Below are 21408 nucleotides of genomic sequence, written 5' to 3'. Positions count from 1 at the left end.
CGCGGGCCCCGCACGGGACGGTGTCCTCAGTTGCGCAGCATCATCACGAGCAGCACCACCAGGGCGATCAGCAGCGCGCCGCCCACCGAGGCCAGGGTGATCTTCAGCGCGCTGTACGGCCGCTCGCCGATGACCTCGCCGGTGCGGGCGTTGACCATCACCGGCCACGCCTTGCCGGCGTGAAGGTAGGTCAGGAACCAGACGGGCAGCAGCACCAGCTTGTAGGTGAGGCCGCCGTAGGAGGTGGACGTCGAGTGCACCCGCTGCTCGTCGCCGCCGATGTCCCGTTTGCAGTCGGTGCGGATCACCGGCGCCATGCGCGCCTTCGCCGACTCCAGGCCGGCCTCCGGCTCGATGTCGTAGCGGACGGTTCGGAAGCCCGCCAGGTACTCCTCCTGGTAGGGAAGCGTCTCCTCCAGCGGCCAGGGGGCCAGCTTGTCCAGTTCCTCCACCGGCACCTGGCTGCTGCCGGGCACCAGCACGTCGTCGAAGAACCGGTCGACCGTGCCGGACGTGTGGTGCCAGCGGGTGTGCCGCACCTGCCGGGTGTTGCCCTCGGAGTCCTCTTCCTCGACCCAGTAGTGCTCGCCGCGTTCGCCGGAGTACCGGGTGGTGGTCTGCGCATCGTACGTCCAGTGCGGCAGGTAGCTGCCCCGGAAGGTCTCCGCCTCGGTGACGCTCTTGAGCTCGTCGGGTGCGAACCAGCGGGACCTGGCCCACGCGGCCAACGCGTCACGGGCCTGCTCGCGGCCCACCCCGAAGGGCAGTACCGCCTCGGGCACCACGCGTTCGGTGCCGGAGGCGTCCGCGACCAGGGGAGTGGCGCAGAACTGGCACCTGTCACTGAGCGTGTCGCTCTCGGTCACCGCGTGGCAGCCGGGGCACGTGTACACCTTCACCCGGTCCGGCGCGGATGCCCTGCGGGGCAGCGCGGCCAGCTCCTCGATCGGGTGCTCGCTCACCTGCCGCGGTATCGGCGTGATGTCCTGCTCGTGCCTGCAGTACGGGCAGCGCAGCGCGTACGTCCCGGGGGCGTACTCGCTGACCCCGCCGCACGCCTCGCAACTGAACGCCCGGTCGGGCGCCGGCGCGACGTCCTGATTCGTCAACTCACTTCTCCATGTGGCCTGGGGTGCCGGGAGATTCCGGGTAGCGGATCTCAGCCCTGCGGGGGCAGCGGCGGCGGGACGTCGGCGAGCAGCGGCGCCAGCTCCGGGACCTGGTCCGCGCTCTGCCAGGCGGCCTGCCCGCTGCGCCAGACCAGCGTGCCGCGGGTCAGATTGCCGGCCGCCACCTGCCCGGCCAGCGCGCTCTCGTCGTAGGGGCCCTGCTGCTGTCCGCCGACCGCGAGGAACCAGCGCGGCGTGGTGGGCAGCGGCGGCGGGACGTCGGCGGGAGTGGAAGCGGGCTGCGCGGGGGGCTGCGTCACCGGGGCCGAGGGAGCCGCCGCACCGGACGTGCTCTGCACGATTCGCTGACCCAGCGCCATGCCCACGCCCAGCCCGAGAGCGTCGCCACCGGTTCCGGGATTGGCGGCGGCGATCGGGATCGCGTCGGCAGCCCGGAGCTTGGCGTAGTCGTCCAGGTTGCCGGTGATCGTCATGCGGGAGCGGGTGTCGATCGCCGCCTCGATCTCCGGCGGGACACTGATGTTCTCGATGGAGAACCGGGGGATGGCGATACCGGTGGAGGACAGCTCCAGGGTCAGCGCTTTGGCCAGCTGCTGCCCGATGCCGTCCTGCCGGGCGGCGAGGTCCAGCAGCGGCACACCGGACGACCCCAGCGCGGAGCCCAGCTTGGAGACGGTCAGCTGCCGTAGGTGCTCGCCGACCTCCTCGGTGCGGAACTGCGGGTCGGTGCCGACCAGTTCGCGCAGCAGCGCGGCGGCGTCCACCACCTGGGCGGCGAAGGTGCCGAAAGCACGGACCCGGACCATGCCGAATTCGGCGTCCCGCAGGATCACCGGGTTCTGCGTGCCCCACTTGAAGTCGGTGAACTGCCGGGTGGTGACGAAGTAGACCTCGGCCTTGAACGGCGACTCGAAGCCGTGCTTCCAGCCCTTCAGCGTGGACAGGACCGGCATGTTCTGGGTCGTGAGGGTGTACGTGCCGGGCTGGTGGACGTCGGCCAGCCGGCCCTCGTTGACGAAGACGGCCACCTGGGACTCGCGCACCACGAGCCGGGCGCCCATCTTGATCTCGTTGCCGTGGCGCGGAAAGCGCCACACGATGGTGTCCCGGCTGTCGTCGGTCCACTCGACGATGTCGATGAATTCACCGCGGATGCGGTCCATCAGCCCCACGACAATCCCCCACTCCCCGCCTTTGCGGAGACCGCCGCTCCCCGGCCGGTCCCGGGAGAGTCACCGTGCGACGATCAAGCGATCAGCCGACAGTATGCCCAACACGGCCCGCGCGACGACGAGCGGGGGCTGGGCGCCCCGGCACGCCGGGCGCGCGTGGCCGGCCGCCCCGCGCCACCGGTTCCGGACGCCGTCGCATCGCGCGCACCCGGGGGGCGTCGCGGACCGCGTCCGCCGCGGCGCCGGAGTCCGACGGCCGGGCGCACCGAGACGCCGAGACGCCGAGCGACAACGGGATCGGGAGGAGTACCCCTACTCGGGCCGCACGTCCCCCTCCTGTGAAGCGCCTGTTCAGGCCCTCGGTCCGTGTTCGAATACTTTCGATCTTGTCGTTTCCATTGACGTGTTCACTCAAAGCCCATCACCATGCGACACGGACGCTCACGGGTAGCGGGTGGGCCTGGTACCCGCCCGCCTGGTACCCGCCCTCTCACGGACGTGCAAGGAGTCGCATCGCCATGAACTCTTTAACGCGCCAACAGTCACGCAGGACGAGCGGACGCCGGCGCAGGGGGTGGGTGAGCCTGCTCGGCGCGGCCGCGCTGCTGGGCTCCTTCCTGTACGGGACGGACGTCGCGACCGCGCCCGCCGCGCACGCCGAGGGGAACGGGGCGGCCGCCACCCCCCAGGCGGGCTGGAGCAGTTGGAGTTACATCAGGAACAACCCGACGGAGGCGAACATCGAGGCGCAGGCTGCCGCGATGGCCTCCACCGGACTGGTCGGCCACGGGTTCACGTACCTCAACATCGACGACTTCTTCTACCTCGACCCGAGAACGAACGTCGACGCCTACGGGCGCTGGGTGGTCGATACCGGAAGATTCCCGAGCGGCATGAAAGCCGTCGGGGACTACGTGCACGGCAAGGGTGAAAAATTCGGCATGTACCTGACGCCAGGCATCCCGGTGGCGGCGTACAACCAGAACACCCCGATCCAGGGCACGTCGTACCACGCCCGCGACATCGTCTCCGACACCACGCACTACGAGAAGAACTACAACTTCGGCGACGGGTCGATGTACTTCATCGACTACAACAAGAACCCCGCCGCAGCGCAGGCGTTCGTCAACTCCTGGGCCGACCTGCTCGCCTCCTACGGCGTGGACTACCTCAAGATGGACGGCGTCGGCCCGGACGACACCGCCGACGTCCAGCACTGGTCGCAGGCGCTCAACCAGTCCGGCCGCACCATCCACTTCCAGCTCTCCAACTCGCTCGACGTCAACAACGGTGCCGTCTGGAAGCAGTCATCCAACGGCTGGCGCGTCGACGGCGACGTCGAGTGCTACTGCAGCACCCTGACCAACTGGAACAACGTCTCCCAGCGCTTCAACGACCTGCCGGCCTGGGTCCGCTACGACAGCCCCGGCGGCTGGGGCGACCCGGACTCCATTGAGGTCGGCAACGGCTCCAGCGACGGGCTGACCCTCGACGAACGCCGCACCCAGCTGACCCTGTGGTCCATCTCGGCGGCCCCCCTGGTCCTCGGCACCGACCTGACCCACATGGACCAGAGCGACCTGTCCCTGCTCACCAACGACGAGGTCCTGGGCGTCGACCGCGCCGGGCGCCCCGCCCACCCCGTGAACCAGGGTGCGCAGCAGCAGACCTGGTGGGCCTACAACGGGGACGGGACGTACACCGTCGGCCTGTTCAACCTGGGCGGCTCCACCGCCAACGTCACCGCGAACTGGTCCGACCTCGGCTTCACCGGCAACGCCACCGTCCGCGACCTGTGGAGCCACACCGACCTCGGCTCCTCCAGCGGCTCCTTCACCGCGTCGGTGCCCACGCACGGCTCCCGGCTGCTGAAGGTCACCCCGGCCGCCGGACACGGCACCATCGGCGCGCCGATGACCAGCGAACTCTCCGGCCGGTGCGTCGACTCGCCGCAGGGCACCACCTACAACACGGTGCAACTGGCGGTATGGGGCTGCAATGGCGGCCCCAACCAGAACGTCACGTACACCACGTCGTCCAAAGCCCTGGTTCTGGAGGGCAAGTGCTTCGACGCGTACGACAACCGGACCGCGGCCGGCACGCCCGTCGAGATCTACGACTGCAACGGCGGCGCCAACCAGCAGTGGAACAAGAACAGCGACGGCACCGTCACCGGCGTCCAGTCCGGTCTCTGCCTCGATGTCACCGGCACCACGAACCCCGACGGCGCCGGTTTGGAACTGTGGAGCTGCAACGGCGGCGCCAACCAGCGATGGACCTTCGGCTGACCGGTGCGGCGCGCGAACGAGGGGCCGCCAGGACAGGGGCGGGGCGCCCTGTCCTGATGTCGTGAGCCGGCCCGCGCCGGACCACGGTGTGCACCGGCGCGGATCGGCCCCCGGACCGGAACGCCTACCACCCGCCCGGTGCGCCATGAGGCACGGACTCCGCCCGCCGCCCGGCCGGACCCCGTGCCGGCGGGCCCCGGTCGCCGGGGGCGGGGCGGGCGGGGACGTGCCGTATCCCACGCGGTCCCCGCACCCTTCCTGACCTGGGCGGGTCTAGAATCGGTCGTCCTTGTCCCCGTACGAACTGGCAGGCCCGTGCCCCTCCCCAAGGCCGAACTTCATCTCCACATAGAAGGCACTCTGGAGCCGGAGCTCGCCTTCGCGCTCGCCGGGCGCAACGGCATCGTCCTGCCGTACGCCGACGCCGAGGAACTGCGGCACAAGTACCGCTTCAAGGACCTGCAGTCCTTCCTCGACCTGTACTACGAGCTGATGGCCGTGTTGCGGACCGAGGAGGACTTCACCGACCTCGCCGAGGCGTACCTGGCACACGCGGCGGCGCAGGGCGTCCGGCACGCGGAGATCTTCTTCGATCCCCAGGCGCACCGGGCGCGCGGTGTGCCGATGGGCACCGTCGTCGCGGGGCTCGCGCGGGCCCTCGACCGCGCGCCGGAGCGCCACGGCGTCACGACTCGGCTGATCATGTGCTTCCTGCGCGACGAGTCCGCCGAGTCCGCGTCCGAAACACTGGCGGCGGCCGCCCCGTACCTGCGCCACATCACCGGCGTCGGCCTCGACTCGGCGGAGGTCGGGCACCCGCCGTCGAAGTTCCGCGAGGTGTACGAGGAGGCGGCGCGCCTCGGGCTGCGGCGCGTGGCGCACGCGGGGGAGGAGGGCCCGCCCGCCTACGTACGGGAGGCACTCGACGTCCTCGGCGTCGAGCGGATCGACCACGGGCTGCGGTCCATGGAGGACCCGGAACTGGTCGCGCGGCTGGTGCGCGACCGGGTGCCGCTGACGGTGTGCCCGCTGTCGAACGTCCGGCTGCGGACCGTGGACGTCCTCTCGGACCATCCGCTCAGGACCATGCTGGAGGCCGGTCTCATGGCGACCGTCAACTCCGACGATCCCGCGTACTTCGGGGGCTACGCCGAGGACAACGTCCGCGCGGTGGCCGATGCCCTCAGGCTCACCGAGGAGCAGCTGCGGGAACTGGCCCGCAACTCGTTCCTCGCGTCCTTCCTCGACGACGACGAGGACCTCCGGTCGGCCTACCTCGCCGAGGTCGACGCGTACGTGTTCTGACACGGTGAGGCGTTCGCGCGCCTGACCTACGGGGCCCGGCCGGCCTCCTGCGCCGCGCCCGGTGCGGGCACCGCGGCATCCCGCGTGGGCGGCGCCCCCGCACCGGGCGCCGCCCGCCCGCGCCGCCGGTCCATCTCGCGCCATTCCGGCCGCAGCCCGGCCAGGTTGGTCGTGAGGAAGTACGCGATCCCGCCGGCCACCAGCACCGGCGCGAGCCCGAACGCCGCCACGGCCGCACCGGCGGCCAGCCCGCCGAGGGGGATGCCGGCCCAGGCCGTCGCGTTGCCGAGCGCGTTGACCCGGCCCAGCAGGCGGCGCGGCACCCGTTCGAAGGAGATCGCGCCGAGGATCGGGTTGAGGAAGCCCGCACCGAACCCGGCGACGGCGAAGACCGCGAGCACCCCCCACAGGGGTGAGCCGAGGGCGAGCACCAGGAACCTCGGTGCCCCCGCCAGCAGGAAGCCCGCGAAGAACACCGGTCTGCGGCGCATCCGGGGCGCGATCGCCGCCGCGATCAGACTGCCACCGATCGCGGCACAGCTCCCGACGGCCGACGTCAGGCCGATCACGGCGGGACCGCCGCCCGACTGCCGGGCCCACACGGGCACGAGCACGCCGTTGTACGCGGCGTCCAGCAGGTTCGTGAGGCCGACCGTCACGATGACGGTCAGCAGCAGCGGCTCGCCGCGCAGGAAGGCGAATCCCTCGCCGAAGCGCCGCCAGTAGCCCGGTGCCTGGCCGGTGCCGTCGACCGCCCCCGGGACCTCGGCCCGCGCGGTGTACTCGACGGCCCTGCCCATGCCCCTGGGCAGCGCCACCGCGATGATGAGGGAGCCGAGCGCGAAGCATCCCGCGTTGAGGACGAGCGCGGTCAGCGGACCGAACAGCGCCACGACGGCGCCGCCGACGGCGGGTCCGACGGTCGAGGCGAGGCGTTCCGTCACTCCGGTGATCCCGGTGGCCCGCTCCAGTGGCACGCGGGCCCGGTCCGCGGCCTCCGGCACCATGATCTCCTTGGCCAGGTCGCCGGGGCCGCGTGCGGCCCCGATCAGCGCGACCAGGCCGAGCAGCAGGGGGAGGCCGAGGTCCCCGCGCGCGTGCAGCAGCGGGACGACGAGGGCTGCCGCCGCGCTCACGAGGTCGGTGCTCCACGAGACGACGCGAGGTCCGACCCGGTCCACCAGCGGGCCCGTGAACGCCTTGACCAGGACATACGGTGCCATCTCGAAGAACGCGACCAGGCCGGTCCTGCTCGCGCTGCCGGTGGTGGCGAGCACGAACCACGGCAGGGCGATGGCCGATACACGGGTGCCGGTCAGCGAGACCAGGGTCGCCGTGAGCACGCCGATCAGTGGCCGGGGACTGCGCGGTAGCCCACGGAAACCGCCTGCGGCTCCCCCGGCCGCTCGGTCGGCCGCCGCACCGGACGGCTCGCGTGCCGCCTCGCCGCGACTCCCGTCCGCCACCTGGCCCGGCACCGGAGCGGGCGTTCCGTCGGGCGCGGTGTCCGGGCCCTGCGGTATGCCGTCCGCGTCGGGGTCGGCGCCACCGTCCGGGGCCCGGCGCGTCACAGTCCCTCCATGCCGGGGCCGGACAACTCGGGCAGGACGTAGGTGATCACCGAGACCCGCTCGGCGCCTTCGGGCACGTCCGCACCGCACGCGGGGGAGTCCCGCCGGTAGCGTGCCGTCAGGGCTCGCAGTTCGTCACGGAGGGTGAGGGCCTCCGTGGCGGTGATCCGCAGGGTGCAGTCGCCCATGTCGAAGGCGTCGCGCCAGGGGTGCGGGGCCGTGTCGACCTCGTCGAGCGCCCGCTGGACGCGCAGGGTGTACGCGGCGGCCACGGAACGCCGGGAGGCGGGCGCCGCCTCGGGCTCGCGCCCGTCGCATTCCCCGCGCTCGAAACGCGTCTGCTCGTGCGGCGAGCGCCACCAGCGCTCGCGCGCGTTGCCCCGCTCGGTGTCCTCCGCCACGAAACCCGCGTCGGCCAGCCGGCGCAGGTGGTAGCTGGCCGTGCCGGAGTTCACGCCGAGCCGCTCCGCGAGCCGGGTCGCCGTGGAGGGGCCGTGCTTGCGCAGCAACCCCACGAGCTGCACCCGTAGGGGGTGGGCGAGCGCGCGCAGCCCCTTGGTGTCGAGGACGGCAGTGCCCCCGGGGACCGGAGCCGGTCCCGACGCCGGGCCGGGGCCCTGCGTGGAGGCCGTGGCGGGACTCGTAGCCTGGCGGGTGCCGTCGTCGGGATCGCCGGTACCGGCTGGTCGGGGCATGGCGGCCACTCTAGAACCGCGAACAGTTCTTCGCAAAGAGTCCTTCGCGGTCCCTCGCGAACGCTTCTTCGCGAGGCTCGGCTCGACTGTCCCGATCGACTGTCCCGATCGACTGTCCCGATCGGCCGGCCCGACCTGCCGGCCCGTGGTGGTGGCCGGCCGGTGCGAGCATCCGTAGGTCCCTGCTGACGCCGAGAAAGCGGCTGAGCATCCCGCCGGACACGAAGACCACCACGAGCGGCAGGCCGTGGCGGCCGGGCGGGGAGCCATGCCGGCGGATATCCCGTTGCCGGTATCCCGTTGCCGAATGGTGGGGCGCGACGTCACAGTCTTCGGGCGCTGTGCACCGCATCAACAGCGGGCACAGGGGAACGAGCGCCGCAGGGGAAACCGGAGGAAGGACGCCGCATGCCAGGCCGAACACCCACGATCGAGCGCATTCCCGTGTCGGACGCCGCGTCCGGCCCGTACGCCCTGGCCACCGGAGCGGACGGTGCGCTGTGGCTGACCTTGGTGCACGCGGGAGTCATCGCCCGTCTCGGGCCGCACGGGCGGATCGACCGCCATCCGCTCGACGCACCGGGATGCGGGCCCACGATCCTGACGCCGGGGCCCGACGGCGCGCTGTGGTTCACCCGTACCGAGGACAACCGTGTCGGTCGTCTCACCGTGGGCGGCGAGATGTCGTCCTTCGCCGTGCCGACCCCCGGCGCCGGACCGTACGGGATCACGGCAGGGGCCGACGGGGCGCTGTGGTTCACCGAGTTGCACGCCGACCGCGTCGGCCGCATCACCACGGACGGCCGCGTCAGCGAGTACGAACTGCCGGTGGGGCGCTCGTTCCCGTCCGCCGTCGCGGCGGGCCCGGACGGCGCGTTGTGGTGCACCCTCAACCAGGCGGACGCGATCGGTCGGGTGGGGCTCGGCGGCGATGTCACCCTGTACCCGCTGCCCACCGACCACGCCGCGCCCGTCGGGATCACGGCCGGTGCCGACGGCGCGCTGTGGTTCGTGGAGGTCGGGGCCGGGCAGGTCGGCCGGATCACCGTGGACGGCCGGATCGACGAGTTCCCGCTGCCGGACCGGGACTGCCGGCCCCACGCCATCACCGCTGACCCGGGCCGGGGTCTGTGCTGGTTCACCGAGTGGGGCACCGGCCGGGTCGGCTCCATCACGGTCGACGGGCACATCGAGGAGTACCCGCTGCCGGATCCCGCCTCGGAGCCGCACGGCCTGACCGTCGGCCCGGACGGAGCCGTGTATGTCGCACTGGAGATCGGCGAGGTCGTCCGCCTGGAACCGTAGCGCCGGTGCGCCACCGCGGCCGTGGGGTGTCCGGCGGGAGCGATCCCCGCGGCTCGCCGGGCGGTTCACGTCCAGGGCAGGGACGCGCGGTGCCGCCAGTAGTCCGGGGCCGGTTCCGCGAGGACCGACAGGGCGTCCAGCCGGTCCTCGTCCACGGTGATGCTCACCGCGTGCAGATTGCTGAGGACGTCGGCGGCCGTCACGGCACCCGACAGCACCACGTCCGCCCAGGGGCGCCGCAGGACAGCGGCGAGCGCCACCGCGTCCGCCGTGCCACCGGACACGTCGGCCAGCGCGGCCAGTTCGGGCAGCCCGTCGGCGCGCGCCAGACGGCCGTTCGCCAGCGCCTCCTTCACGATCACGGTCCTGCCCGCGGCGTGCGCCTCCGCGAGCGCCGGACCCGCCGACGGCTCCAGCAGGTTGTACGTGGCCTGCACCGTCGAGAACAGCGGCACGCCGTCGACCTCCAGGGCCAGCGCGGCGGTGATCGCCTCCGCCTGACCGGGGCCGCTGCTGGACAGCCCCACCGTCACCCCCTCGGCCGCCAGGGCGGCGAGGCGCTCCTGGAGCGCGCGATCCGTGAGCACGGGGCTGTCGGGGGTGAGTGAGTGCACCTGGTACAGGTCGAGGCGCGCGCCCAGCAGCGCGCGCGTCTGCGCGAGCTGACGCTCGAACGCCTGCGCACTGTGGTCCTTGACCTCGTGCACGTCCGCGTCGACACGCCAGTCCCCTACATACGTGTAGCCCCACTTGCTGCCCACGGTGACGTCCCCGGCGTCGGGCCGGTGCGCCAGCCAGGCGGCCAGGAAGTCCTCCGCGCGCCCGTAGGACCGTGCCGCGTCGAGGTAACGCACGCCGTTCGCGTACGCCGCGTCCAGGACCTCGAACGCGCGCTCGCGCATCGCGTCGACCGTCCGTACGGCCGGCAGTTCCGCGTCCCTGCCCAGCGTGATGTAGGCGGGCCGGCCCACGGCGGCCAGCCCGAGTCCCATCCGGGTCGCCCCCGAGGCGGCGACGCTGTCGAAGGACATCGGTCCTCACCTCCGGGCACCATTGTCGGCCACCGGCGAGGTGCACGCAGTGCCAACACCGTTGGGCACTGGCTGCCAACGACAGCCGGCCGAAGCTCGGGCAGTCTGGGAGCCGCCCCACCGGCCCCCGGGCACGACCGGCTCGGGAGGCGGTACCGACGCGAGGGCGCGCCTGGCGTACGGGGGGCGCCAGGCACGCCCTCGCGCGCGGGAGAGCGGGAACGCGGGACGCGGCGCCGAGGTCACGCCCGCCGCGCGTGGAGCCGGTGCTCCGTGGGCGGGATGCCGTACGCCGTACGGAAGGCACGAGTGAACTCGGACGCCCGGGAGTAGCCCCAGCGTGTCGCGATCACGTGGACGGGCGTCGCCGCGTGCGCCGGGTCCGCGAGGTCGCGGTGCGCGCCCGCCAGCCGCTCATGGCGGATGTGCGCGGCCACCGTCTCGCCCTCGTCGCGGAAGAGCCGGTGGAGGTAGCCGCACGAGATGTGGTGCCGCTCCGCCACCTGACTCGGCGTCAGCTCCGGGTCGTGCAGGTTCTGGCGGATGAACGTCTTGATCCGCAGCGTCAGCACCCGCGTGCGGGTCTCGGGCGACTGAGACGTCTCCTCCTCCACGGCGTGCGCCAGCATCGCCGCGACCAGGTCCACGAGCACGGTGGCGAGCCGCGGCCCGTCCGAGAGCCGGTAGGAGCTCGTGTCGGCGGCGAGCTGGGTGAGGAAATGCGCCAGCAGCGCGCCAGGACCGGACCTGCCCGTCAGGTGCCTGCCGACCGCCCGGTCGACGGTGTCCGCGGGCAGGGGCAGCAGCGCCTTGGGGATCTCGACGCCCACGGACGAGATCCAGCCGTCCGCAGTCCAGATCTCGTACGGGCGCGACGAGTCGTTGAGATGGAAGTCGCCCGTGCTGTACACGTTCTCCTCGCGGCCCCAGGACACCCCGGCGGCGCCGTCCCGCAGCAGCGAGAGGTGGTAGACCTCCGGATCGGACTGCCGGATCAGTTTCGGCGTCCGCAGGAAGACCAACTGCTCGAAGTGCGCCGGCCACATCGACACGGCCCCGAGGCCGATCAGCCGCTGCCGGGCGTGGAAGTCGCCCGCGCGGTTACTCTCCAGTCGCATGGGTGCGTGGGTGGCGCTCATCCGCTCGCGCCAGGCGTCGAAGCGGTCCTCCACCGGCAGGTCCTCGCTGCGGAACACGGACTCGCGCAGTATGCCCCTCACCCACTTCCCCGGTTGCCGTATCCGGCCTCCGGGTCCCGCCGCCGGCCGCGCGCCGATTTTCGCACAACAGATCGCCTGTCGACCCTGTGTGGGAAGTGGATCGTCCGCTTCCCTCGTCTCGATCATCGCGTGGAGCGGGGCGGTCGGGTCCGGCGCGACCTGCACGCCCGCACCGAGGGGAGCCCCCGGCAGGTACGCAGATACCCAGGTACGCGGTACGCAGGCACGCAGGTACGACGGCAGCGTGCGCCATCGTCGGTGGGGTAAGGCGCCGGGGCACGCCCTCCACGGCGCCGGCCGGCCCGACCGACCGGCGACGACGCGCGTCGGCCGCCGGAGCCCACGGGCCCGGCGGCCGACGCGCACCGGCGGCGGGTTTGCCCGGTCAGCCGACCGGGTCGGCCGCGCGCTCCGCGAAGTCCGGTGCTTCCGGGTGGCCGAAGAACCCGGGCAGGCCCCCGCTGTGCAGGAAGACGGTCCGCTCGCCGGGCCGGATGTCACCGTCCCCCACCGCCGCGACCAGACCGGCCAGCGCCCGCCCCGTGTAGATCGGATCGAGCACGATGCCCTCGGTGCGCGCCGCCAGCTTCAGCGCGTCCCGCACGGGTTCGGTCAGCTTCGCGTAGCCCTCGCCGACCTGGTCCGTCCGGATGCGCAGGCGGGCCGGGGCCGCGTCGGTGAGCGCGGCCACGGCGGCCCGCGGATCGGGCACCGCGCCGACGTGCACGCCGAGGACCGCGTCGGGACCGAGCGCGCTCACCAGCCCGGCCATCGTCCCGCCGGAGCCGAGGGCGGCCACCACCGTGACAGGACCAGGAAGCTGCGCACGCAGTTCCTCCCCGCAGCGTTCGTACCCCCGCGCCCCGAGCCTGCTCGACCCGCCGAACGGGATGAGCGCGGGCCGGGCGCCCGACGCCCGAAGCCGCTCGCACGTCTGACGCGCGACCCCGTCGAGTCCCGCCGCGTCGACCTCCCCGGCCCACACGATGCGGGCGTTGAACAGGCCGTCCAACGCGAGGTTGCCGGACCGGGACGCGCCCGGTCGGCCGGGGAACACCAGCACCGCCGCCACACCCGTACGGGCCGCGGCGGCGGCCGTCAGCCGGGCGTGGTTGCTCTGCGGCGCACCTGTCGTCACCAGCGTGTCGGCACCGTCGGCCAGCGCGGCGCCGACGGTCCACTCCAGCTTGCGTACCTTGTTGCCGCCCCCGCCGAGGCCGGTCAGGTCGTCGCGCTTGATCCACAGGTCGTCGGCCCCGAGGCCGAGCGCCGCGGCCAGCCGCGGCGCCGCCTCGACCGCTGTGGGCCAGCTGCCAAGTTCCACTCGGTCGCTCACGCCCGCGCCGTCAGACCGTGGTCCGCCTGCGGGGGAGCTTCCAGTCGGGCCGGGGGAAGTGGCAGGTGTAGCCCTCCGGATAGCGCTCCAGGTAGTCCTGGTGCTCCGGCTCCGCCTCCCAGAAGTCGCCGACGGGCGCCACCTCGGTGACGACCTTGCCCGGCCACAGGCCGGACGCGTCGACGTCCGCGATGGTCTCCTCTGCGACGCGCTTCTGCTCGTCGCTCGTGTAGTAGATCGCGGAGCGGTAGCTCAGGCCCATGTCGTTGCCCTGGCGGTTGAGCGTGCTCGGGTCGTGGATCTGGAAGAAGAACTCCAGCAGGTCGCGGAAGGAGGTCGCCGTCGGATCGAAGACGATCTCCAGCGACTCGGCGTGGGTGCCGTGGTTGCGGTACGTCGCGTTCGGGGTGTCACCGCCCGAATAGCCCACGCGGGTCGAGATCACTCCGGGAAGGCGCCGGACCAGGTCCTGCATACCCCAGAAGCAGCCCCCGGCGAGGACTGCGCGCTCGGTCGGTTGCGTCATCTCTGCTCGTCTCCCCTTGGTTGGTTTCCGGGTCGTCCCGGGCCTTACCTCAAACGGTACTCACCTGCGGAATATGCCCGTCGCGGCCCGTCGGGCCGGTGCAGGTGCCGCTTCGTCACCGGCGCGCCCCGCTGGGCGCGCGAACCCGGCCCCGGCCCTCCCGTGCCGCGCTGATCGGAGACGCGTGTGCACGAGCGGCGGCGGGCCGTGAGCGGCGCCGCGTTCCGGGCGGTGATCGCGGCCGTACGGGCCGACGGGCCGCACCCCCTTCAAGCGCTTCGGCACCCCAGCAGGTCCGGGCCTCGGGGCAGCGGAACGTCGGTGCCCCGGTTTCTCAGTGCTTCGCTGCGGAGGCGCCCCAGCGCAGTCGGCGCCCGAGCGCTCCAGGCCGGAGGCGCCCCAGCGCAGCCGGCAGCTCAGCGCCGCTCGCCGAGCAGCCAGGGCCGGATCTGCTTGCGCGCGTGGTGCAGGCGCGACTTCACCGTGCCCACCGGGATACCGGTCCGCTCGGCGATCTCCGCGTAGTCCATCTGGCAGATGTCCCGGTACACGAGCGGCGCCACCAGGTGCGGGCTCTCCTGTTCCAGCCGTTCGAGCGCGTCCAGCAGGTCGAGCCGGGAGCCCGCGATCACGCTGGTGGTGCGCGGGTCGGGGCCGCCCGCGTCGGGGTCCGTGAGGGGACGTTCCGACGCCCGCCGCTTGAGCTCGCGGTACTTCTGACGGGCGCAGTTCGTAACGATCGTATAGAGCCAGGTACTGAATTTGCTACGGCCCTCGAAACGGCGGATGTTCCTGGAGACCTGCAGCAGGACGTCTTGAGCGGCCTCCTCGGCGTCCTCCCGGAAGGGCAGGAACCGGCCGCAGCGCCGGACGACGTCGGGGCCGATCTCCCGCAGCAGGAGGTCGAGGGCCGCCTCGTCGCCGGCGGCGGCTCGCGCCGCGAGGTCCTCTGTGTCGTACGGATGAGTCACGGGGCCTGCACGGGTCGCTCGGTCACCCGGGCATGATAACCACATGTCCCGACCAGAGCTGATCGGCCGCTACCGCATTGAAAGGCGCCTCGGCACCGGCGCCTTCGGCGTGGTGTGGCTGGCCCACGACGACCGTCTCGACGCCCCTGTCGCCGTCAAGGTGATGGCAGAGAACTGGGCGTACCGGATGGATGTACGCGAACGCTTCCTCGCGGAGGCCCGCCTGTTGCGCAAGGGTACGTCCGCAGGCGTGGTGCAGGTCTTCGACGTCGGTGAACTACCCGATGAGCGGCCTTACTTCGTCATGGAGTACGCGGACCGCGGGACACTGGACGACCGGCTGACCGCCGGCGCGCCGTCCGTCGAGGAGTCCCTGTCGCTGACGGCGCGCGCCGCCCGGGGCGCGGCGGACCTGCACGAGGCGGGCATCGTGCACCGCGACATCAAACCGTCCAACGTCCTGCTGGCGAGCGGCTCCGAGGGACAGGAGCGGGTCCTGCTCGCGGACCTGGGCCTCGCCAAGAACCTCGCGCAGGCGTCGGGGCTGACCGTCATCGCGGGCTCGGCCGGATACATGGCGCCCGAGCAGGCGGAGCCGTTCGACGGGATCGACGCCCGCGCGGATGTCTACAGCCTGGGTGCGGTGCTCTACCACCTGGTCACCGGTTCCGTGCCGGGGCCGCCGGGCAAGGTACTGCCGCCCGCCAAGGTGCGGCCGGACGTGCCGAAGGGCGTGCAGCGCGCCGTGCTGCGGGCGATGGCGCCCGACCGGGAGCGGCGCTGGCCCACGGCCGGCGCGTTCGCGGACGAACTCGACCGGCTGGCCGGCGCCACGACCGGCGGCGCCGGAAGCGGCCGGGTGCGGCCTGCCCGGCCCGCCCGCCGCGGGCGCGCCGGCAAGGTCCTGGCCGGCGTGGCCGCCCTGGTGGTGGTGGCGGGCGGCGGGACGGCGGCGGCCGAGGCGCTGCTGCACCACGACAGCACACCCGACACCGAACGGGTCGCCGACGCCACCGGCCGGATCAGCGTCACGGTGCCGCGGTCCTGGGGACGCCAGGTCGTGGACTCCGGCTGGTCGCCCGCCGACCTCGGGCTGAGCGGCGGCCATCAGCCGGGGCTCACCCTCGCGCAGGACGTGAACGACTGGAACGACCTGAACAGCCCGGTGAGCGGGGTCTTCGTCGGCGCGTACGGCGGGACGGCGAAGGACCTCGCGGCGAAGGTCGGCGCCGTGACCCACCACTCGTGCTCGTACCGGGGCAGCCGCGCGTTCTCCGACGCGGCATGGCGCGGCACGGTGCGCACATGGACGTCCTGCGGGACGTCGGGCCGCGCGCTGGACGAGGTGGCGCTCACGCCGTCGGCGGGCAGGCCACCGGAGGTGTACGTGCAGATCCGGTACGAGGCGGGCAGCGCGGACAAGGGCCGGGCGAGCACGAACCGCATCCTGCGGAGCCTGCATGTGACGGCATGACCGCGTGGCCGATGACGGCGTGTCCCGTGTCGCGAGACTCGTGACCCGCGTACCGTGACCCGCCGTCCATCACTGGGTGACGGTGTCGCCGCTCCGGGTCGCTGCCCGGTTCGCCCCCGCCGTCCCCCTTGTGCCCCGCCGCCTCCCCGGGCGCGCGGCATGCGCTCGGCGCGAGGCCCCTGCACGATGGGACGGGACCTTCCGACGGACGGGTGGCACGGTATGGCGGAGAACCTGAGGCGGCGGCGTACGGCGGCGGTACTGGGCGCGGGCAGGCACCGCGCCCGGGTGGGCGCGGTGGCACTCGTGGCGGCCTCCGGTCTCGCCCTGGCAGGGTGCGGCAGCGGTTCGCCGTCGGCCCCGCGCAGCGTGAGCGGTTCGGCGGGCCCCGCGACGGACAGTGCGAGCAGTTCGCCGTCCGCGAGCGGAGCCACCGGCGCGAGTACGTCCGCCCCCGCGGACGGCGCGACCTCGCCGTCCGCGCGGCGGTCCACGTCGTCGGGACCGCACACGACACAGCCGGGCGGGCGCTCCACCGCCGGCGGTGACGCGTCCGCGACGGCGGGCGTCGGACGCTGCCACACCTCGGACCTGAAGGCGTCCGTGGGGCCGGATGATCCGGGCGCCGGGCAGGAGAACCACGCGCTGGTGCTGACCAACACCTCGGGCCGGACCTGTACGGTCCAGGGCTTTCCGGGGTTCGCGTTCGTCGACGGCGCGGGCAAGCGGGTCGCTCCCGATCCGGCGCGCGCCGGCGCCCGGAAGGCAGCCGTACGGCTCGCCCCCGGGCACAGTGCCTGGGCCGCGCTCGGCTTCCCGAACCCGGGGATCGTCGGGGGTGCGACCGTCACTCCCGCGGCCGTGGAGATCACGCCGCCCGACGAGAAGGCGTTCCTCAAGGTGGCCTGGTCGGGTGGGCCGGTCAGCAAGAGCCCGCCGCCGGCCGCCGCGTCGCACGTGGGCCCCTTCCAGCCCGGCACCGGCCCGGCCCGCTGAGGAGCCGGGCGACGGGACCTGACGGTCGTCCTGCCCGGGGGACGCCGGAACCGTGGGGCACGGCTGCCTCGGCACGTCCGAGCCGCCGGGCCGAGGACCGCCCGGCTCCGAGCCGCCAGGCCGCGGACCGCCCCGCCTCACAGCCTCCGGCGCGCGGGGGCGGGACCACCGACGGAGTCCGTGACGGAGTCGCGGCGGCTCCTCAGCCGACCCGGCGCAGCGCCTGCGGCGTCAGGTCGGCGAGGGACGGGTAGCCGTCCACGGCCATGATCAGGTCCGCCTCGGCGAGCAGGGTCCGCAGGACGTGCACCACGCCCTCCGTGCCGCCGAGCGCCAGGCCGTAGGCGTACGGCCTGCCGACCCCCACGGCGCTGGCGCCGAGTGCCAGTGCCTTCACGATGTCGGCGCCGCCGCGGATCCCGGAGTCGAACAGCACCGGCAGTCCGTCCGCCGCCTCCACGACCTCCGGCAGCGAGTCCAGGGCCGGCAGCCCGCCGTTCGCCTGCCGGCCGCCGTGGTTGGAGCAGTACACGCCGTCCACACCGCCGTCCCGGGCCCGGCGCACGTCCTCGGGGTGGCACAGGCCCTTGACGATCAGGGGCAGGTCCGTGAGTGATCGCAGCCACGGCAGGTCGTCCCAGGTCAGCGGGTTGCCGAAGATCTGCGTCCAGCGCAGGATCGCGGGCCCCGGGTCCTCTTCCGGAGCCCGGTCGAGCCCGGCCCTGAACACCGGGTCGCCGAAGTAGTTCGCGAGACAGTGCCCGCGCAGCTGGGGGAAGTTGCCCGTCCGCAGGTCGCGGGGGCGCCACCCGGTCACCCAGGTGTCGAGTGTGACGACGATGCCCTTGAACCCCGCCTCCTCGGCACGTTCCACCAGGTGCGCAGCGAGTTCCCGGTCGGTGGGCGTGTAGAGCTGGAAGAGACCGGGGGTGTCCCCGGACGCGGCGGCCACGTCCTCCATCGGATCGACGGAGAGGGTCGAGGCCACCATGGGCACTCCCGTACGCGCGGCGGCCCGCGCCGTCGCCAGGTCGCCGTGGCCGTCCTGCGCGCACAGGCCGATCACCCCGATCGGCGCCATGAACAGCGGCGACGCCAGACGCATCCCGAGGAGCTCGACGGTCAGGTCGCGTTCCTTCGCGCCGACGAACATCCGCGGTACGAGCCCCCACCGCCTGAACGCTTCGACGTTGGCGCGCTGCGTGTGTTCGTCGCCCGCACCGCCGGCGACGTAGGACCACACCGACTCGGGCAGCGCCGCGCGCGCCCGCTCCTCCAACTCCCCGTACTCCATGGGGTGATCAGGCTGGACGCCACCGAGCGCGCGCAGGTAGATCTCGTCCTGGTAGGAGCCGAACGCCTGTGACATGTGCTGCCCTTCCCGCCTCTGCCGGTCGTGGGCGCGTCCGCCGACGCGCCCGGACGACCAGCATGCGCCGTGGGACGGGCGGCGCAAACACCGAGACGCGGCTCGGCGCGGGAAGGCAAGGGGGAGGGGGCGGCCCGTCCCGACGGGGGAGCCCCGCGGGACGGGGGACCGGCCCGCTCCGGGGCGGTGCGTCCGTTGCCGGTACTCCGACGGCGTCATACGAACGTTTCACGGGCGGCCATGGCGCGGTGCGGCCGGAGCAACACCCGCCTGCCGGCCGCAAGCACTCCGTTGTCCGTGGCGCGTAGGTCGAAGTGGGCCATTTCGCAACGGAGTCGGCCGTCGTGGCAGCGCGGCTCGCGGGAGTGGACCCGGTCCGGGCGGATCGGGCGGCGTGGGGCGGGAGGACCGGCACGACGGGGGTGAGCGAGCCGCGGGGGGAGGCTCGGCGGGAGCATCGAGGCAACTCTCGCCTCCACGGCCTCGGTTGTCCGTCCCGCAGTCCGATTTGCCATGAGCCTCCCGATAGGACCCACGTGCTGCGCGATTTCGGTGTGGCGATCGCGACCCCTTCCCATCGCGTAAGACTGCTTGTAGAGTTCCGGCAACTGAAATCAAGATTGCAGAGGTTCCGGGTTGGCCGGAGACTCTGCGGCAACCGACCCCCCTGGAGGAAACGTGCTGGCCGAACGCATCGCCACCCGCTCCTCCGGCCTGTCGCGCACGGACCGTCTGATCGCGGACCACCTCCTCGAATACATCGAGGACGTGCCCTTCCTGCGGGCGGCGGAGATCGCCGACCGGCTCGGTGTCAGTGCGGCGAGCGTGACCCGCTTCGCCCAACGACTCGGGTTCGACGGCTACCCCCACCTGCAGGACGCCGTACGCGGTGACCTGCGCGCCGTGCTCGCGTCACCCTCCGCGCCCACCGGCGGCGAAGGGAGATACGCGCGCATCTGGGAACGCGAGATGCGCAACCTCGAACAGCTCAGAGACCTGCCCGACGACGTCCTCGACAGCGCGTCCCGCATGATCGCGGGGGCCGGCAACGTGTGGGTGCTCGGAGGCCGCGCCTCGGAGTCGTCCGCGTCGGCGCTGGCGTTCTCGCTCGCGCGGGTGCGGGGCGGGGTGCGGCGGGTGACCTCGGCCGTCCTGCACGACTACCAGCCGCTGCTGGACGTGGGGCCGGGCGACCTGCTCATCGCCTTCACGTTCCGCCGCTACACGCGAAGTACGGCCGACATCGGCCGCATGTTCGCCGCGAGAGGTGTCCCGGTCCTGCTGGTCACGGACGACGGCAGCCCCTCCCTCGCCAAGGAGGCGGAGTTGGTGTTGCGCGTCTCGGGCAAGGCGTCCGGGGGCCTGCCGTCGACGACGGCGGCGATCAGTCTCGGGCTCGCTCTCACCCTCGGTGTCGTGGGACACCTGGGATCCGAGCGGCTGGAGGCCGGCGAGCAACTCAGCCGGGAGATGGACATCTTCGAGGGGTAGCCCGGACGGCAGCCGCGCGGTGTCGTACGGGCGGGCGGATCGCTCGCCACGGCGGTCGTGAGGTGCGGGTCGACGCGATGTGCCGTAGTCGCCGGGAGGGCGCGGACCGTTCCTGTCGCCGCGCCGGACGGTGCGACGGTTCCGGTGCGGTGTGCGGTGTGACGCGGGCCCACGCGGCGGACTCCGGCTTGCCCTCCTCCCTCGTCCGTTCGTCCTTCGTTGTCCGTCGTCCCTCCGCACATCCGTCCGCTCTCGTCCCAGCTCTTGTCCCGCACCGCCAGAAAGCGTCACACAACCGCCCAGCACACCGCACAACGAGTGCCTGACAGTCCCGTCACGCGCCCCACACACCACCGCACACCGACAGTCCCAGCAGTCCTGACACTTCCGTCAGGCACCGCACACCGACAGTCCCGTCACACCGCATCCCCGCTCCCGCACGCCGCTTCCCGTCCCGGTGCGGCCCGCGCCCCGCCGGCGTACCACCGTCGGCGCGGCACCACGCGTGACGGAACGACAGCGGAACGAAACGGAGTTCACGATGGCAGACGAATCCCCCCGCACCCATGGCGACGCACCGCGCGCGACCGGGGAGCCGTGGCAGTGGGACGAAGGGACCTGGCGCGGCCACGTCGAGCGGGTGCGCGCCGGCCGGTCCCTGGTGCCGGAGTCATGGCCCGGAGGCGCACGCGTCGCGGTGGCGCTCTCCTTCGACTCCGACCACGAGACCCCGGCCCTGCGGGACGGCGAGATCCGTCCGGGCAAGCTCGCTCAGGGCGAGTACGGTTCACGCGTCGCCGCACCGAAGATCCTGCGGCTGCTGGACCGGCACAGCGCCCCCGCCACCTTCTTCATGCCGGCCGTCTCCGCGCTGCTCCACCCCGAGGAGGCCCGCGCGTACGCGGCCGGCGGCCATGAGATCGGCATCCACGGCTGGATCCACGAACGCAACATGCAGGTGCCGCCCGAGGCCGAACGAGAGCTCCAGCTGCGCAGTGCGGACACACTCGAACAGATCACCGGCGCACGGCCGGTGGGCATCCGTACGCCGTCCTGGGACTTCTCCGACCACACCCTGTCCATCACACGCGAGATGGGACTCCTCTACGACTCGTCCCTGATGGCCGACGACGACCCCTACGAACTCCTCGCGTACGGCGAACCCACCGGCATCGTGGAGATACCCGTGGAGTGGATCCGCGACGACGCGCCCTACTTCATGATGGAACGCTACGCGGGACTGCGCCCGTACACACCACCGCGCTCCGTCCTCGGCATCTGGCGCGACGAGTTCGACCAGGCGTACCGCGAGGGCGGGGTCTTCCAGCTCACGATGCATCCCCACTTCATCGGCCACCGCTCCCGCCTCCTGGTCCTGGCCGAACTGCTCGACCACATCGCCGCGCACTCCGGTGTCTGGTTCACCACCCACGCGGACCTCGCGCGGTACGTGGCCGGCCAGGCCGGTCTCGCCGAGGCACCCGGCACGACAACACCGTCCCCGCGCACACCCGTTCACGAAGGATAG

17 protein-coding genes are annotated in these 21408 nt (G+C 72.8%); 7 read left to right on the top strand and 10 right to left on the bottom strand.

Features of this window, described 5'->3' with window-relative positions:
* Positions 1 to 26: 26 nt before the first annotated feature.
* Both OG310_RS03345 and OG310_RS03340 read right to left on the bottom strand, forming a co-directional pair.
* On the bottom strand, positions 27 to 1109 hold the full coding sequence (locus OG310_RS03345; RefSeq protein ID WP_329454368.1) for a hypothetical protein: 1083 nt from the start codon (positions 1107 to 1109) through the stop codon (positions 27 to 29).
* Positions 1110 to 1159: 50 nt separating this feature from the next.
* The gene (locus tag OG310_RS03340; RefSeq protein ID WP_329454367.1) at positions 1160 to 2293 is read right to left on the bottom strand and encodes an SPFH domain-containing protein; all 1134 of its coding nucleotides are present in this window, start codon (positions 2291 to 2293) and stop codon (positions 1160 to 1162) included.
* Between the two features lie 527 nt (positions 2294 to 2820).
* Here OG310_RS03340 and OG310_RS03335 point away from each other — a divergent pair.
* Together OG310_RS03335 and OG310_RS03330 are read left to right on the top strand one after the other, a co-directional pair.
* A complete protein-coding gene (locus OG310_RS03335) occupies positions 2821 to 4590 on the top strand; it encodes a glycoside hydrolase family 27 protein (protein ID WP_329454366.1) in 1770 nt (589 codons plus the stop codon).
* A 315-nt stretch (positions 4591 to 4905) separates the two neighbouring features.
* Positions 4906 to 5895, top strand: coding sequence for an adenosine deaminase (locus OG310_RS03330; RefSeq protein ID WP_329454365.1), 990 nt, complete (start codon positions 4906 to 4908; stop codon positions 5893 to 5895).
* Between the two features lie 26 nt (positions 5896 to 5921).
* Here the strand turns inward: OG310_RS03330 and OG310_RS03325 are convergent, their stop codons facing one another.
* Together OG310_RS03325 and OG310_RS03320 are read right to left on the bottom strand one after the other, a co-directional pair.
* Positions 5922 to 7247, bottom strand: a complete 1326-nt coding sequence (locus tag OG310_RS03325; RefSeq protein ID WP_443078818.1) for an MFS transporter — start codon at positions 7245 to 7247, stop codon at positions 5922 to 5924.
* Positions 7248 to 7462: 215 nt separating this feature from the next.
* Positions 7463 to 8161, bottom strand: a complete 699-nt coding sequence (locus OG310_RS03320; RefSeq protein WP_329454364.1) for an ArsR/SmtB family transcription factor — start codon at positions 8159 to 8161, stop codon at positions 7463 to 7465.
* A gap of 408 nt (positions 8162 to 8569) precedes the next feature.
* On the opposite strand from OG310_RS03320, the gene OG310_RS03315 reads away from it, so the two are divergent.
* Positions 8570 to 9466 carry a Vgb family protein gene (locus tag OG310_RS03315; protein ID WP_329454363.1) on the top strand — a complete coding sequence of 299 codons (897 nt, stop codon included), beginning with the start codon at positions 8570 to 8572 and terminating at the stop codon, positions 9464 to 9466.
* Between the two features lie 65 nt (positions 9467 to 9531).
* On the opposite strand, the gene OG310_RS03310 is transcribed toward OG310_RS03315, so the two are convergent.
* From OG310_RS03310 to OG310_RS03290, 5 genes are all read right to left on the bottom strand, one after another.
* Positions 9532 to 10497, bottom strand: a complete 966-nt coding sequence (locus OG310_RS03310) for an aldo/keto reductase (RefSeq protein WP_329454362.1) — start codon at positions 10495 to 10497, stop codon at positions 9532 to 9534.
* Between the two features lie 242 nt (positions 10498 to 10739).
* Positions 10740 to 11708, bottom strand: a complete 969-nt coding sequence (locus OG310_RS03305; RefSeq protein WP_443078817.1) for a helix-turn-helix domain-containing protein — start codon at positions 11706 to 11708, stop codon at positions 10740 to 10742.
* Positions 11709 to 12102: 394 nt separating this feature from the next.
* Entirely contained in the window at positions 12103 to 13053 is a 951-nt protein-coding gene (locus OG310_RS03300) for a pyridoxal-phosphate dependent enzyme (protein WP_329454360.1), read from the bottom strand.
* Positions 13054 to 13063: 10 nt separating this feature from the next.
* Positions 13064 to 13579 (bottom strand): peptide-methionine (S)-S-oxide reductase MsrA, encoded by a 516-nt coding sequence (msrA, locus tag OG310_RS03295; RefSeq protein WP_329454359.1) that lies wholly within the window; start codon positions 13577 to 13579, stop codon positions 13064 to 13066.
* A gap of 416 nt (positions 13580 to 13995) precedes the next feature.
* Entirely contained in the window at positions 13996 to 14550 is a 555-nt protein-coding gene (locus OG310_RS03290) for an RNA polymerase sigma factor (protein ID WP_443078537.1), read from the bottom strand.
* A gap of 43 nt (positions 14551 to 14593) precedes the next feature.
* Here OG310_RS03290 and OG310_RS03285 point away from each other — a divergent pair, with 43 nt between their 5' ends.
* Positions 14594 to 16024 (top strand): serine/threonine-protein kinase, encoded by a 1431-nt coding sequence (locus OG310_RS03285; protein WP_329454357.1) that lies wholly within the window; start codon positions 14594 to 14596, stop codon positions 16022 to 16024.
* A 222-nt stretch (positions 16025 to 16246) separates the two neighbouring features.
* Positions 16247 to 17020, top strand: coding sequence for a DUF4232 domain-containing protein (locus OG310_RS03280; protein WP_329454356.1), 774 nt, complete (start codon positions 16247 to 16249; stop codon positions 17018 to 17020).
* A gap of 202 nt (positions 17021 to 17222) precedes the next feature.
* Here the strand turns inward: OG310_RS03280 and OG310_RS03275 are convergent, their stop codons facing one another.
* Complete coding sequence (locus tag OG310_RS03275; RefSeq protein ID WP_329454355.1) at positions 17223 to 18389, bottom strand: alpha-hydroxy-acid oxidizing protein; 1167 nt, start codon at positions 18387 to 18389, stop codon at positions 17223 to 17225.
* A gap of 678 nt (positions 18390 to 19067) precedes the next feature.
* Between OG310_RS03275 and OG310_RS03270 the strand changes: the two genes are divergently transcribed.
* Positions 19068 to 19880 (top strand): MurR/RpiR family transcriptional regulator, encoded by an 813-nt coding sequence (locus OG310_RS03270; protein ID WP_329454354.1) that lies wholly within the window; start codon positions 19068 to 19070, stop codon positions 19878 to 19880.
* 541 nt (positions 19881 to 20421) lie between these two features.
* Complete coding sequence (locus OG310_RS03265; RefSeq protein WP_329454353.1) at positions 20422 to 21408, top strand: polysaccharide deacetylase family protein; 987 nt, start codon at positions 20422 to 20424, stop codon at positions 21406 to 21408.

It is taken from the genome of Streptomyces sp. NBC_01497 (genome assembly GCF_036250695.1).
Classification (GTDB): Bacteria; Actinomycetota; Actinomycetes; order Streptomycetales; family Streptomycetaceae; genus Streptomyces.
The sequence above is the reverse complement of the archived record's forward strand: the minus strand, read 5'-3'. Positions and strand labels throughout refer to the sequence as shown.